Annotated in this window: 14 protein-coding genes; 10 read left to right on the top strand and 4 right to left on the bottom strand. The window is 37.7% G+C overall.

Annotated features, from left to right (window positions below):
• Positions 1–155 precede the first annotated feature (155 nt).
• Both AC07WY_RS08675 and AC07WY_RS08670 read left to right on the top strand, forming a co-directional pair.
• On the top strand, positions 156–455 hold the full coding sequence (locus tag AC07WY_RS08675) for a hypothetical protein (protein WP_216076320.1): 300 nt from the start codon (positions 156–158) through the stop codon (positions 453–455).
• A gap of 11 nt (positions 456–466) precedes the next feature.
• On the top strand, positions 467–910 hold the full coding sequence (locus AC07WY_RS08670; protein WP_494736163.1) for a hypothetical protein: 444 nt from the start codon (positions 467–469) through the stop codon (positions 908–910).
• 127 nt (positions 911–1037) lie between these two features.
• On the opposite strand, the gene AC07WY_RS08665 is transcribed toward AC07WY_RS08670, so the two are convergent.
• Positions 1038–1376 (bottom strand): hypothetical protein, encoded by a 339-nt coding sequence (locus AC07WY_RS08665; protein ID WP_494736162.1) that lies wholly within the window; start codon positions 1374–1376, stop codon positions 1038–1040.
• 187 nt (positions 1377–1563) lie between these two features.
• Here AC07WY_RS08665 and AC07WY_RS08660 point away from each other — a divergent pair, with 187 nt between their 5' ends.
• Positions 1564–2325, top strand: coding sequence for a DUF4882 family protein (locus tag AC07WY_RS08660; RefSeq protein ID WP_494736161.1), 762 nt, complete (start codon positions 1564–1566; stop codon positions 2323–2325).
• Between the two features lie 173 nt (positions 2326–2498).
• Here the strand turns inward: AC07WY_RS08660 and AC07WY_RS08655 are convergent, their stop codons facing one another.
• From AC07WY_RS08655 to paaZ, 3 genes are all read right to left on the bottom strand, one after another.
• Positions 2499–3740, bottom strand: a complete 1242-nt coding sequence (locus AC07WY_RS08655) for an OprD family porin (protein ID WP_262086770.1) — start codon at positions 3738–3740, stop codon at positions 2499–2501.
• 20 nt (positions 3741–3760) lie between these two features.
• Positions 3761–5137, bottom strand: coding sequence for an MFS transporter (locus tag AC07WY_RS08650; RefSeq protein WP_494736160.1), 1377 nt, complete (start codon positions 5135–5137; stop codon positions 3761–3763).
• A gap of 770 nt (positions 5138–5907) precedes the next feature.
• Positions 5908–7977: a phenylacetic acid degradation bifunctional protein PaaZ gene (paaZ, locus tag AC07WY_RS08645; RefSeq protein ID WP_494736239.1), complete on the bottom strand. Its 2070-nt coding sequence runs from the start codon at positions 7975–7977 to the stop codon at positions 5908–5910.
• Positions 7978–8281: 304 nt separating this feature from the next.
• On the opposite strand from paaZ, the gene paaA reads away from it, so the two are divergent.
• From paaA to paaG, 7 genes are read left to right on the top strand one after another with little or no spacing between them, the layout of a single operon-like run.
• Positions 8282–9223, top strand: a complete 942-nt coding sequence (paaA, locus tag AC07WY_RS08640; RefSeq protein ID WP_004717768.1) for a 1,2-phenylacetyl-CoA epoxidase subunit PaaA — start codon at positions 8282–8284, stop codon at positions 9221–9223.
• 36 nt (positions 9224–9259) lie between these two features.
• Positions 9260–9550: a 1,2-phenylacetyl-CoA epoxidase subunit PaaB gene (paaB, locus tag AC07WY_RS08635; RefSeq protein ID WP_058967538.1), complete on the top strand. Its 291-nt coding sequence runs from the start codon at positions 9260–9262 to the stop codon at positions 9548–9550.
• A gap of 11 nt (positions 9551–9561) precedes the next feature.
• Positions 9562–10317 carry a 1,2-phenylacetyl-CoA epoxidase subunit PaaC gene (paaC, locus tag AC07WY_RS08630; protein WP_262086768.1) on the top strand — a complete coding sequence of 252 codons (756 nt, stop codon included), beginning with the start codon at positions 9562–9564 and terminating at the stop codon, positions 10315–10317.
• Between the two features lie 28 nt (positions 10318–10345).
• The gene (gene paaD, locus AC07WY_RS08625) at positions 10346–10846 is read left to right on the top strand and encodes a 1,2-phenylacetyl-CoA epoxidase subunit PaaD (RefSeq protein WP_004717762.1); all 501 of its coding nucleotides are present in this window, start codon (positions 10346–10348) and stop codon (positions 10844–10846) included.
• A gap of 52 nt (positions 10847–10898) precedes the next feature.
• On the top strand, positions 10899–11957 hold the full coding sequence (gene paaE / locus AC07WY_RS08620) for a 1,2-phenylacetyl-CoA epoxidase subunit PaaE (protein ID WP_494736159.1): 1059 nt from the start codon (positions 10899–10901) through the stop codon (positions 11955–11957).
• A gap of 25 nt (positions 11958–11982) precedes the next feature.
• Entirely contained in the window at positions 11983–12753 is a 771-nt protein-coding gene (locus AC07WY_RS08615) for an enoyl-CoA hydratase-related protein (protein ID WP_494736158.1), read from the top strand.
• Entirely contained in the window at positions 12753–13544 is a 792-nt protein-coding gene (gene paaG / locus AC07WY_RS08610; protein WP_494736157.1) for a 2-(1,2-epoxy-1,2-dihydrophenyl)acetyl-CoA isomerase PaaG, read from the top strand. The genes AC07WY_RS08615 and paaG overlap by 1 nt, the downstream gene beginning before the upstream one ends.
• The last annotated feature ends 1 nt before the right edge of the window (position 13545 follow it).

The raw sequence follows: 13545 nt of genomic DNA, 5'->3' as shown, positions 1-13545 counted from the left end.
TTTTGTTTAATGGATGATTCTAGTTTGGTACTGGAAATACCTGCTATTTCGTATAGGAATCATTTTGTTAATGGAGAAAGTTTTGAGCAAGGGTGATCAAATTTTGTATTGTTTCTTTCTTATGCTTTAATATCAATGTAATGGGCAGAGGACTAGTGCTACAAACATTAGAGTGGACTTTACCTGATTCTGTCTATGACCCATATGATTATGAATTAAATAAAGATACAGATTTTAAAAAATTGAATCCTGAGCAACAGGCTAATATTGTAGCTGATTATTTTGGATTAATTGAAGGATATAATCAGATTAATTTCAGTTTAGCTTGGCGAAATCATATAGCTGATAATTCACAGTATATAAGACAGGTAATGCAACCGATTATAAGTAATCCTTCAGGATATACACTGGTTTCTAATTCTACTCCGACTCCATTAATTCCTTTAATTTACTGAATTATCATCTCATGAAAAATATTAATTTATTAAGTGTTTTTTTTATATCAATAATATTAATTGGTTGTAAAGAGAAACGTGTAGCTGATTTCCAATATGAAATATTAGAAGATAAGAGCATTTGTTCATTAAAACCCCAAGAAATTTATGATTCTAATGAGTTTTCAATGTTTGATACATCATTTAAAAATGAAAGTGGAAGTTTCAATGATGAATTATCAAAGAAAATATATGCACAAAGTTTAAAAAATTTGTCTAATAAAGATAGTAAGTATATTTTTTGCTTTTCAAAAGATATGCTTATGTCAAATTATTTAGAGACTCAGATCCGTATTGAGTTAAAAAAAGGAAAATCCTTTAGACAATATGAATTTATAAATTACTTCTGTCTAACTAAAAAAACTTCAATTATGAATTTCAATAGTCGGGATAAGAGTATACGAGAATGCCAATAATTCTGATTTCTGTAAAATTATCATAATATAGGTGACTTGAAATCTTACTTTCAACATCTATATCTTAGCCAAAGCAGTTCTAGAATTCGGCATGATGGAATAGTTTTACCGAGTAAGTCTTAAGTTTTTAGAAATGGGCTTTGATCTGTTTATCTGCCGTTCTGCATAGTATTCTTTGCTGTTCTATAGGTAAACCAATGAGTTCATCATAAGCATTCATTACCTGTTCATCTGTAGGGTCAATCTGTTCACGGGAAACCTTACATTTCTTTTGATTTTTTAAAAACAAAGCACTTAAGCTTTTTCCGTAAGTTGAATTTTCATCTTTATCACAAAGACTACTAAGAGCAACTAAACGAGCAAATTTTAATTGTTGAACTTGGATTTGACACGATGATTTGGATTTTGGTAACTCAGCCCAAGTTCCACCACTAATTAAGAGGGTGAGAAGTAGGAATTTTTTCATTTTTTGATCCTTTATTTTGTTTATTCAATGATAGATTTTTTATTGGAAATAACAAGATTGAGCTACTAGGAAATTAGAAAACTAACTTTTATTTTTTATTGAATAGTTAGTAAATTTTTATCGGATTTATTTCATGTAACTCATTTTCTGTTCTATATTTTATTTTCAAAATAACAAGGAATGGATAATGAAAAAATTAACAATAGCACTAGCAACTGGATTGATGAGTATGAGTGGGTGGAGTGCTTGTACTTATAATTTTGATGCGACACAAGTTCAAATATCTGCAGTTTTCTCAGGATTTCAGAAATTCCCCAATATAGTTGGACAAAAGACATCATTTACAACAGCTGTCACTCCAGAGAACTCTCAACAGATGTATATTGCAGCAAATGGTAATGCAATTTCAGGTCAAAGTAATGGTAGTGCTGTTCCACAGAGTGGAATCTTCGCTTATGAATACAAGATTAAAGTGCCAACAACCTTGCTTCCTAATAATGAACAGATATTTATGTATCCTAATTATGCTGATGCTTATTACGATAATGGAAAAGGTCAAATAGTAGCTCTATATGCAAATCATTTACTCGGTAGTACCACTCCAAATAAAGTCACAATTGGCGTGGGGAGTACTGTTGATGGTGCAACAGGTATGATTGAGCTGCCTTTGACAAGTACAACTGATGGATATCAAAAAATTGGTATATATGTAAACCAAGATACAAAGCAGGTTGGGGTCATTTATAATGGCGTTAATAAGGGTTATGTTTCAACAAATCCAAGTAAGATTAATAGCTTAGCTTTTACAAATGGAATGGCTTACTATGGAACAGATTCGACTTCACCTAATATTGGAAAGGTCCATTCAGTAGAACTTATTACTGATAAAAATCAATTCCAATTTACTTATCCAACAGGTACGAAAGATATTTGTGGAAATACAATTTAAAATATTGTTGTAATGCAAAACTTTTCGATTTTGATAAATAAAATCGAATTTCAGTGATTTCAGACAATATGGCCTCAAATTAAATGTCAGCCAGTGAATATAAGCATTTTCTCCTCATCCATGCCTGATGAAATTCATCAGACATGGATTGAAACGATTTCGAGATGAGAGGATTAGAACTTATATTGATAATTGATAAAGAAACGATTTTCTGTAAAATCACTCCCATAATCTTGCTGGTAACGTGTAAATAAGTGCTGTAAAGACAGTCCTTTTAGCGCAGGTTGCTGAAAATTATAAGTCGTCAGAACATCAAGTTCGGACTCTTTATTTTTATCACCATTGCTCATTTTAATATCCCGCCCAACCGCATATTTTGCAATGCTGTTTAAACCGAGGATGTAATCTTTAAAGTCATAACCATAAACAAAATGCCATGATTTTTCATTTTCTTTAAAAAAGCCGGTGACATTCCAGTTAATAAAATAAAGCTCAGGTAAAAAACCATCAGGCAAAGGGTAGGCGTCCCCAATAATTCTTTGATAACCAACACCTAAAGTGTGATTGTTCAGTTTCAATGTTTCCAATAAACCTACATTTTGGCTATCGATATCTAAAGCACTGCTATTATCTTGAGAATTAAAATATCGTAACTTTGAATGTAAGGCGATATTGTCGGCAATTGGGTATCGATGCTCCACACCTAAATAGTGTTTATCATATAAATTTTCTAAATGCCCATAGTAATAATTGATATTAAAATCTTTATTCACATCATAAGATAAATTCAGGTAATCCAATCCATCTGAATAATGTTTTATACCTTTCTGCGTATAAGAAAATTTATAAAAATCCTCCTCATTGCGAGGAGAGTTTTTCGACACATGACCAAGTTCGACTTTAAGTTTTTCTTGAATTGGAAATTTTAAGTTCACACCTTGATAAGTCGTTAAAAGCTGACGGCTTGTGTCGATTGCGGTCATGGGTAAATTGAGCCATAACTCACCCACTCTCAATTCTGCCTGATCATATTTAAGTTTAAGTGTACCCCCATATTTTAAATAGTCTGCTGCTTGTTCTTGTTTGACTGGGTCAAAAGGCAATACGGTATCATTGACATGTTTGTCATTGCTTAGACGTACCGCATATTGCATTGAACCATCAACGCCAATTTGCAGAGGATGTTCTAAAATTTCAATGGGTGTGTCATAAAATTGTGAGTGATAAAATAATGATACGCCTTGTGACCAACTCCCTGAATCTTTGATATTTTTTTGGTCAAAATTGCGATCAATATAGGCATTTTTTAAAGTTAATTTCCATTCATCTTTGGCTAGCGCTAGTTGTGTAAAAGCACAAGTATTGATGAATATGAGCGTAGTAAAAATCTTTGTAAATGGTGTATTGAATAACATAAGGCATCCTTGACTTAAGTTTATTTCCAAATGAAAGGTGATTTTTTCTGGGTTTCTTCAGCATCAGGTTCTAAAGCAACACCTGTGCGGTCTTTAAAAATACAAATCGCTAAAAAAGCAATCACAGACATCACGGTTAAATATGCACTGACTAAATAAATACCGTTTACTTTGCCGATTAATGCTGCTGCAATTAATGGCGCGAATGCACCGCCAATGATCGAGCCAATCGCATAGGTGATGGATATACCCGAAAAGCGAATAGAAGCAGGGAAGAGTTCAGAATAAAAGACAGCTTGCACACCATAGGTGATTCCAATACCCATTGATAATAAGGCTAGACCAGACATGATGTAGCTATAGTTGCCTGTACTAATCAGTGGGAAAAGCACCAGAGCGGTAATGATTTGAATCAATGAGCCGAAAATATAAACTGGTTTACGTCCAAATTTATCTGAAAGCACTGCAGATAACCAAGTAAAGAAGGTCCAAATAACGGCAGAAATACTGATCAAGGTCAAAATGATTGGACGCTCTAAATTCAGACCATTTGGATTGGTGGTAAAGCTTTGAATAAAGCCACCAGCAGTCATGTAGCCCAGCGCAGTTGTACCAGCTATCAATAATGCTGAGCTAAAAATGACTTTTTTATACTGTCCAAAAAGTTCACGGATCGGTTTCTGTGTGGTGCCTTTCTGCTTTAACTCCTCAAAAATAGGGCTTTCTTCAACTGAACGGCGAATCCAGTAGCCTAAAGCAAAGAGGAAGATACTGCATATAAATGGAATTCTCCAACCCCACGCTAAAAATTCTTCTCCTGGTGAAACATAGCCAGTCATGATCACTAAAACCAGTGATGCCAGTAATAAACCAAGTGGAACACCGAGTTGTGGGAATGAGCTAAATAATCCACGTTTGTGGGTAGGTGCATGTTCAACGGCCATCAGTACAGCACCGCCCCATTCACCGCCTGCGGAAATTCCTTGTAAAATACGCAGTAAAATTAAAATGATAGGCGCGATGATACCCACGCTGTCGTAAGTGGGTAATAAGCCAATTAGAGTTGTGGTTCCACCCATCATGATTAACGTAGCGGCTAGAACGGTTTTACGTCCAAACTTATCGCCAAAATAACCTGCGATAAATGCGCCAAAAGGCCGAAAAATAAAACTGATCCCTACAGATGCAAAAACCAACAGGGTGGCAAAGGCTGGACCTGCGGGTTTAAAAAACAGTTGATTAAAAACTAAGCCTGCAACAGCGGCATAAATAAAATAGTCATACCACTCTATGGTGGTCCCAACAATCGTTGCTATCGCAATTTTGCGAGTACGTGATGCCGATGAAGTGGGAAGTGCAAGCGTCGAGCCGTGCAATTCTGCTTGAGAGTTTTCCATAGCTTTTCCTTTTTGTATTTCACTTATGCTTCAATCTATTCTTGGTTTTTTGATTGAAACAAAATCCTTGTCGTATTGACTCATCATGAATCAATCGAATAATTATGCTTGAATATTTTTTAAATGGATACACTATTTTTAAAATAAAATAAAAATAGTATCTTTTTATTTTAAAATGGTAATATTCTAAATTTCTAACAATAATATGAAAATATTTTAAATCAAATAATTACAAGTTTTACTGATGTTTTGTTTTTAATTTTTATTTATAATTTGATACTAAAATAAATTAAATAATAATTATTAGTATCCTTTTAATGTTTTTTATTAAGTCTTTTGCAACAAGAAAACCCAAATAAACTGATTTGGGTAAATGTGATTTTGTAGACGAAGTTGAATCAGGTTTTACATAACTCCTTATAAGTTATATCTTCACCCAGTCATCCAATCGGTTCAGCTGTAATGTGTGCTGTCGTGTTATCAATCAACGTTGTATCCGTGTGAGCAATCACCTCATCTAAAGTTATTTTGGTCACGTGTTTAATTCCATGAATTTCATCTTTATTTAGGCAAATACATCATCATGACCAACAATGTGATTTATTAATGCCGAGATCGCTAACTGAAATTGCATCTGTTCAGTATTTATTCTGGTATAGGTTTGAAAAACTCTCCTAAAGCCTAGCTTGATTGCCACACAATGACTGAGGCTAACTTTGGAAATTTAGGGGAGCTGATTCAATAAAAATTAGTTTTAAACAAACGCTTAATTAGTCTCGATTGACTAAGGTTAAAATATCGTAAGTGGCAACTAGTTCATGTCGTTGGTTTTTTACTTTAATGTCCCAAACAACAACGCCGTGGGCTTTTTGGCTTGGGTCTTGTAAAGGCTTCGGAGTTTTTTGTTTACAGGTTAATTCGACTTGAATGGTATCTCCGATTTTAACAGGCTCTACAAAACGTAAATTGTCCATCCCATAGTTTGCAATCACTGGACCTGGTGCTGCATCTACAAATAACCCTGCAGCAGCGGATACGATAAAATAGCCATGCGCAACACGATCACCAAATATTGAGTCAGCCGCAGCAATTTTGTCCATATGTGCATAGAAGTGATCTCCACTTAAGCCAGCAAAATTGACAATATCAGCTTCTGTCACAGTTCGACGAGCAGTCAATAGGCGCTCACCGATACGTAATTCATCAAATGATTTTTTAAAGGGATGAACTCGATCTTCAAAAACCTCTGAACCAATGGTCCAACTATGACCAATTTGTGTCATGGCTTTGGGTGAACCTTGGATTGCTGTGCGTTGCATATAATGTTTTACCGCACGTAAACCACCTAATTCCTCACCACCACCAGCACGACCTGGGCCGCCATGAACTAGGTAAGGAAGAGGCGAACCATGACCTGTACTTTCTTTGGCATTTTCACTATCTAGGATATGTACTCGACCATGCCAAGGTGCAATTTTGGCAATGATCTGCTCTACATTTTCATCCGTATTGCGCACCACAGAAGCAACTAAACTACCTTCACCCCGTGCAACTAAATCAGCCAGCTCTTGAAGGTTTGCATAAGGCATTAAAGTAACAACTGGACCAAAAGCTTCTATGTGATGAATGGTCGTGGCTTGGCTTGGATTTTTACAGACTAAAACAGTCGGTGGATAAAACGCGCCTTGTTCAGGATTTTCAGCTTGAATGGTGAAATCTTGACGAAGGTGGCTACCAAATACAATTTCAGCCTCTTGATTGAGTTGCTCTACTTTTTCAGCCACATCATGTTTTTGTTTTACACTGGCTAATGCCCCCATGGTGACATTTTCACGTTCAGGGTTGCCCATGACCACATTTTTTAATTTTGCGATTAACCGTGTTTGTACTGTTTCAAGTAACTCTACGGGAACAAAGGCACGACGGATTGCAGTACATTTTTGCCCGGCTTTTGTGGTCATTTCACGAAAGACTTCTCGTACAAATAGATCGGTTGTTTCCGTAGATGCGTGTTGAGTCAAAATAGCACTATTAACAGAATCTGCTTCCATGGTAAATGGAATTGAATAATGATTTAAATGCGGCGTTGCGCGTAATTTTTGCCCAGTGGATGCAGAACCTGTAAACGTTACTGTGTCTTGAGGGTTTAAATGTTCGAATAAATCATAAGTTTGACCACAGATAAGCTGTAATGCACCTTCTGCTAAGATGCCGCTAGCCAAAATGTCTTTGACAACAGCGTGGGTCAATTCTGCACCTTCCGTGGCCGGTTTAACGATACATGGCACACCTGCCAATAATGTAGGGGCAATTTTTTCTAACATTCCCCAAATTGGAAAATTAAAAGCATCAATATGCACAGCGACACCAGCCTTTGGGCTAAGAATATGCTTTGCGCCAAAGGTACCGTTTTTAGATAGCGGAATCCAAGCATCTTCAACCAAGGCGGTTTCATCGCTGAGTTCACGACGAACTAAACTCGAATAGGCGAATAAAGTTCCGATTCCACCCTCGATATCAATCCAAGCATCTTTACGGGTACAACCTGTTGCTTTGGCGAGTTCATAATAGCTTTCTTTGCGTTCCAGCAAATATTGAGCGACTTGTTTTAATGCATTGGCACGTTGATGGAAAGTCAGTGATGCAAGTGCAGCACCTTTTTGTTTTGCATAATCAACAATGGCTTGCGTGTCGATTCCTTGACTACTCACTTGATAAATGGCTTCACCTGTTATCGCATGATAGACAGTACGGAAGTCTTGTTGAGCGAAATATTCTTGTCCATAAACCAAAGAGCTTAATGTTTTAATCGCAGGCTGCGTGGTTGATTTTGTGGTCATTTCATCGGGTTCCGTATGGGGTATTGCCGTATCTAAATCAAGCATTACTCAAACTCCTTTTGTGATACGTTTTAGATGGTTTTCTATTTTTAATGACTCATAATTTGTCTTTTAAATTTTAAAATGTCAAATTTTTTTAGCTAAATATTGTGATATTAAAAATATAATAAAAATAATTTTAATTAAAACAATTGTTTGCAGAGGTAAATTTTAAAATAATTATGATACATAAAAATATGTATTGATTTTTTATTTGTATCGTTTTAATTTAAATAGCATAACACTTGGGATAAGTGAGGACACAATGAATAATCATCAAAAAGATTTCGATCAATCTCTGGAAAAGGATATTTCGATTGAGCCTAAAGATTGGATGCCAGATGCATATCGTAAAACTTTAATTCGTCAGATTGGACAACATGCACACTCAGAAGTTGTGGGAATGTTACCTGAGGGCAATTGGATCACGCGTGCACCAAGCTTAAAACGTAAAGCTGTTTTACTTGCTAAAGTTCAAGATGAAGCAGGGCATGCATTGTATTTATATAGTGCGGCTGAAACCTTGGGTGCCGATCGTGATGACATGATGGATAAACTCATTGCTGGGCAGATGAAGTATTCATCAATTTTTAATTATCCAACCTTAACTTGGGCCGATGTTGCTGCCATTGGCTGGTTGGTTGATGGTGCGGCAATTGTCAATCAAGTTGCGTTATGTCGTACCTCTTATGGTCCCTATGCACGTGCCATGGTGCGTGTATGTAAAGAAGAAAGTTTCCATCAACGCCAAGGCTTTGAAGCCATGATGCAGTTGGCAAATGGGACACCTGAGCAAAAACAATTGGCACAAGATGCAGTGAATCGTTTTTGGTGGCCTGCACAAATGATGTTTGGTCCGAGTGATGACAATTCTCCAAACAGCGCGCAAAGCATGCAATGGAAAATTAAACTCTTTAGTAATGATGCACTCCGTCAAAAATTTGTGGATAACACGGTACCGCAAGTTTTACAGCTTGGTTTGACTGTGCCAGATCCTGACTTACGTTTTAATGAAGCAACAGGACATTACCAGTCTGGTGAAATTAATTGGGACGAATTTTTTGACATTCTTGCAGGTAAAGGCCCATGTAATCACGAACGTATCGAAGCACGCCGTAAAGCGTGGGAAGGTGGCAAATGGGTACGTGATACTGCTGTGGTCTATGCACAAAAAAAGCAACAACAAGCTGCTGCCAAAGTTGCTTAGTTCAGCGTTATAGTCAAATTTAATAAGGATTTTATGATGGACAATAAAAATAACTGGTCGCTATTTGAAGTTTTTGTACGAAGTAAACAAGGTTTAAGCCATCGTCATGTGGGTAGTTTACGTGCGCCAGATGCAGAAATTGCACTCCAGAATGCCCGTGATGTTTATACCCGTCGCAATGAAGGGATCAGTATTTGGGTGGTGAAATCTGAATGGATTACTTCATCTCAACCTAGTGAAAAAAATGAATTTTTTGATCCAGCATTAGACAAGGTATATCGTCATCCGACGTTTTACCATATTCCAGACGGCATTGAGCATATGTAAGGGGGACGAAGATGAGTCATTCAGTATTTGCACAGTTCTTATTGCATTTGGGTGATAGCCAACTGATTTTATCGCATCGTTTGGCTGAATGGTGTGGTCATGCGCCTGAGCTAGAGCTGGATATTGCATTAGCCAATATTGGTTTGGATTTGCTAGGCCAAGCCAGAACATTGTTAAGTCTTGCCGGTGAAGAGGAAGGCTTAGGTCGTGACGAAGATCAATTGGCATTTTTCCGTAACGAACGTGAATATCGCAATTTATTGTTATGTGAACAACCCAATGGTGACTTTGCACAAACCATGGTACGCCAGTGGTTAATGGATCATTATCATCATTTGTTATTTGCTGCATTAAGCCATAGTCAACACAAAGCGTTAGCTGCATTTGCGCTGAAATCATTACGTGAAGTGAAATATCACTTACGTTTTTCTACCGCTTGGATGGAACGTTTAAGTTTAGGGACGAGCGAAGCACATGCAAAAACCCAATTAGGTTTAAACGAATTGTGGCGTTTTAGCAAAGAATTATTTGTCTTAACCACCGAAGAACAAGGCTTGGTATCAGAAGGCTTAATTCCAAATATTGAACCTTTAAAAGCGCAATGGCTGGATGTCGTAACAGTTGAACTGCAACGTTTAGAGCTTAGTTTACCTGAAACAGGGGCTTATCGTAGTGGTGCAAAACAAGGCCTGCATACTGAATATTTAGGTTTCGTTTTGGCTGAATTGCAATATATGCAACGTACTTATCCCAATATGAGTTGGTAAGTTCAGCTTTTCACAAGGAGTGAACTACATGAATTTAATTCGACAATTTAGCGATGATTGCTGGGATATTTTACAACAGATTTCTGATCCTGAAATTCCAGTGTTATCGGTTGTGGATTTAGGCATGATTCGTGGGGTGGAGTTGAATCAGGACAATAATATTGTGGTTCGACTTACACCCACCTATAGCGGTTGCCCTGCAACAGATGTGCTCAAAGATGAAATCGTACACGCGTTTACTGCAAAAGGTTTCACACCGATTCAAGTTGTGGTGGATTTAACAGAAGCTTGGACCACCGATTGGATGAGCCAAAATGGCAAAGACAAGCTGAAACAATACGGTATTGCACCTCCAAAAGGCGAGGCACACAGTTGTGGTACACATGTCGCATTAACCGATGGGATTGAATGTCCACATTGCCACAGCATACACAGCAAATTATTAAGCGAATTTAGTTCTACTGCATGTAAAGCCTTATATCAATGCCAAGACTGCTTAGAACCATTTGACTATTTCAAATGTATTTAAGTTGAACATTGTTCAACAGTTTGAAAAGTTAAAATGAAAGAGGGATTTTCACATGAGTCAATTTGTACAATTAACCATAAAATCAATTACGCCTCAAACTGAGCAGGCGATTTGTATTGCGTTTGATCTTACACCAGAACAACAACAGCGCTTTCAGTATCAACCAGGGCAACATTTAACCATTCGCCATTTAACAGAAAGTGGTGAAATTCGTCGTTGTTATTCGATTTGTAGTGATGTTCAAGAAGATATGAGTATCGCGATTAAAAAAATTGATCAAGGTCAATTTTCAACTTGGGCAAATGACAATTTAAAAGCTGGTGATCAACTTGAAGTAATGCCGCCGCAAGGGATTTTTTTTCAAAAAGTTGCCAAAACTGGAGGAAAAAACTACTTAGGATTTGCCGCAGGCAGTGGAATTACCCCAATTTTATCCATTATAAAAACAGTGTTATTACAGCAACAAGCTGCCAGTTTTACCCTGATTTATGGCAATCGTACTTGGAAACAAACCATGTTTGCTGAGCAAATTATGGATTTAAAAGATCGTTTTAAAGAGCGTTTTCAATTGATCAATGTCTTCTCTCGTGAAATGAATGACAGTGCTTTGTTTAATGGTCGGATTGATGCTGAAAAACTGCAATTATTATTTAAAGCAAATCTGATTTATGCAGAATTTGATCATTGTTTTGCCTGTGGTCCCAATGAAATGATGGAGGCCGTCGAAACGGTTTTACCTGAATTTGGCATTGAACGCAGCAAAATTCATACTGAACGTTTTAATACTGGAGCTGTGAAAAAAGCCACAGCGCAGCACATTGGCAATCGTAATGAAGAAAAAGTCAATATTGTGCTGGATGGGCGCGAGTTGATCATTGAAGTCGCCAAAGAAGATGACAGTATTCTAGATGCTGCATTACGTGCAGGTGCCGATTTACCTTATGCATGCAAAGGTGGCGTATGCGCAACCTGTAAATGCAAAGTACTTGAAGGCAAGGTCGAGATGGCAATTAACTATAGTCTTGAACCTGAAGAACTTGCAAAAGGTTATGTACTCAGCTGTCAAGCATTGCCAACGACTCCAAATGTGCGTTTGAGTTTTGATGAATAAAACGGAATAACATTGGAGCAGAGAAATGGATTTCTTAAAAACCAGTTTAGTGAAAACAGGCGTGATGCTTATCGAGTTAAATCGCCCAGAAAAACATAATGCGTTAAATAATGCCACCTTAAAACAACTTGTGGAGGTGCTGCAAGATTTAGAGTGGGACCAAAGTATTAAAACTGTTGTGATTACTGGTAATGAAACATGTTTTGCAGCGGGTGCTGATCTAAAAGAATTGGCAGCCCTTGATGTGGTGACAATCCAGCAAGATCAACGTCCGCTACTATGGAAACACATTGATGAGTTTTCAAAACCAATCATTATGGCGATCAATGGCTTTGCCTTTGGTGCAGGCTTTGAGCTCGCCTTGCATGGCGATATTGTGCTGACTGGTGAAAATGCACAATTTGCCTTACCCGAAATCGGTTTAGGTATGTTGCCTGGTGCAGGTGGTACGCAGCGTTTAGCACGTTTGGTCGGACAGCAATTGGCCATGCGTTGGGCAATGACAAGGGAACGTATTTCTGCAGCGCTTGCATTACAACATGGTATTAGTAGCCAAATTTGCCCAAGCGCACTGACGGTGCAATATGCAATTGAACTGGCTGAAAAAATTGCCAAACAAGCGCCATTGGCAATCCGTGTCATTAAACAATCGTTGAAATCCATTCATGAAGTGACTTTAAGCCAAGGCTTGAAGCAAGAACGTCAGCATTTTGTCTGGCTTACGGCAACTCAAGACCGTAAGGAAGGTATTGATGCATTTTTTGAAAAAAGAAAACCAGAATTTAGAGGTGTGTGATGGATTACCAAACCATAATTGTTGAAGAAAAAAATGCAGTCGGTTATTTAACTTTTAATCGCCCAAAGCAACTGAATAGTTTTAATGAAACGATGCATCATGAAGTATCACAAACGTTAAAGGACTGGGCCAAAGATTCAAATATTCGCGCGGTGGTGATTTCAGCCGAAGGTCGTGGTTTTTGTGCAGGGCAGGATTTAGCTGATCGAGTGGTTGATCTCAATGCAGATGTACCTGATTTGGGGGTATCGATTGAAAAATATTACAACCCATTAATCAAACTGATTACAGAAATGCAGAAGCCCGTGATTTGTGCGGTAAATGGTGTGGCGGCTGGAGCAGGTGCAAATATTGCCTTGGCCTGTGACATTGTTCTTGCCGCAAAATCTGCATCATTTATTCAAGCCTTTTGTCGCTTAGGTTTGGTACCTGACTCGGGAGGCACTTGGTTTTTACCCCGTTTGGTTGGACGCGCACAAGCAATGGGTTTGGCAATGCTGGGCGATAAAATTCCTGCTGAAAAGGCAGAGCAACTGGGCATGATTTGGCAAAGTGTTGCAGATGAACAACTCAAAGCTGAAGCGGAAAAATTGGCTGAGCATTTGGCAACACAACCCACCTATGGCTTGTCTTTAATTAAAAAAGCAATCCATGCTGCTGCTCACAATAGCCTTGATGATCAATTGATTTTAGAGCGTGACTTACAGCGTTTAGCCGGTCGTTCCAGCGATTATAAAGAAGGCGTACAAGCATTTATGCAAAAACGTAGCCCTGAATTTAAAGGATGCTGAT

This window comes from Acinetobacter sp. GW821-FHT01C12, from assembly GCF_059422625.1.
Note: the sequence above shows the minus strand (reverse complement) of the source record. Positions and strands in the feature narration are given on the sequence as shown.

Bases quoted from the DNA above. Each gene is read 5' to 3' on its own strand.
- AC07WY_RS08670 (WP_494736163.1), top strand. From the start codon at position 467: ATGAAAAATATTAATTTATTAAGTGTTTTTTTTATATCAATAATATTA.
- AC07WY_RS08665 (WP_494736162.1), bottom strand. From the start codon at position 1,376: ATGAAAAAATTCCTACTTCTCACCCTCTTAATTAGTGGTGGAACTTGG.
- AC07WY_RS08660 (WP_494736161.1), top strand. From the start codon at position 1,564: ATGAAAAAATTAACAATAGCACTAGCAACTGGATTGATGAGTATGAGT.
- AC07WY_RS08655 (WP_262086770.1), bottom strand. From the start codon at position 3,740: ATGTTATTCAATACACCATTTACAAAGATTTTTACTACGCTCATATTC.
- AC07WY_RS08650 (WP_494736160.1), bottom strand. From the start codon at position 5,137: ATGGAAAACTCTCAAGCAGAATTGCACGGCTCGACGCTTGCACTTCCC.
- paaZ (WP_494736239.1), bottom strand. From the start codon at position 7,977: ATGACCACAAAATCAACCACGCAGCCTGCGATTAAAACATTAAGCTCT.
- paaA (WP_004717768.1), top strand. From the start codon at position 8,282: ATGAATAATCATCAAAAAGATTTCGATCAATCTCTGGAAAAGGATATT.
- paaB (WP_058967538.1), top strand. From the start codon at position 9,260: ATGGACAATAAAAATAACTGGTCGCTATTTGAAGTTTTTGTACGAAGT.
- paaC (WP_262086768.1), top strand. From the start codon at position 9,562: ATGAGTCATTCAGTATTTGCACAGTTCTTATTGCATTTGGGTGATAGC.
- paaD (WP_004717762.1), top strand. From the start codon at position 10,346: ATGAATTTAATTCGACAATTTAGCGATGATTGCTGGGATATTTTACAA.
- paaE (WP_494736159.1), top strand. From the start codon at position 10,899: ATGAGTCAATTTGTACAATTAACCATAAAATCAATTACGCCTCAAACT.
- AC07WY_RS08615 (WP_494736158.1), top strand. From the start codon at position 11,983: ATGGATTTCTTAAAAACCAGTTTAGTGAAAACAGGCGTGATGCTTATC.
- paaG (WP_494736157.1), top strand. From the start codon at position 12,753: ATGGATTACCAAACCATAATTGTTGAAGAAAAAAATGCAGTCGGTTAT.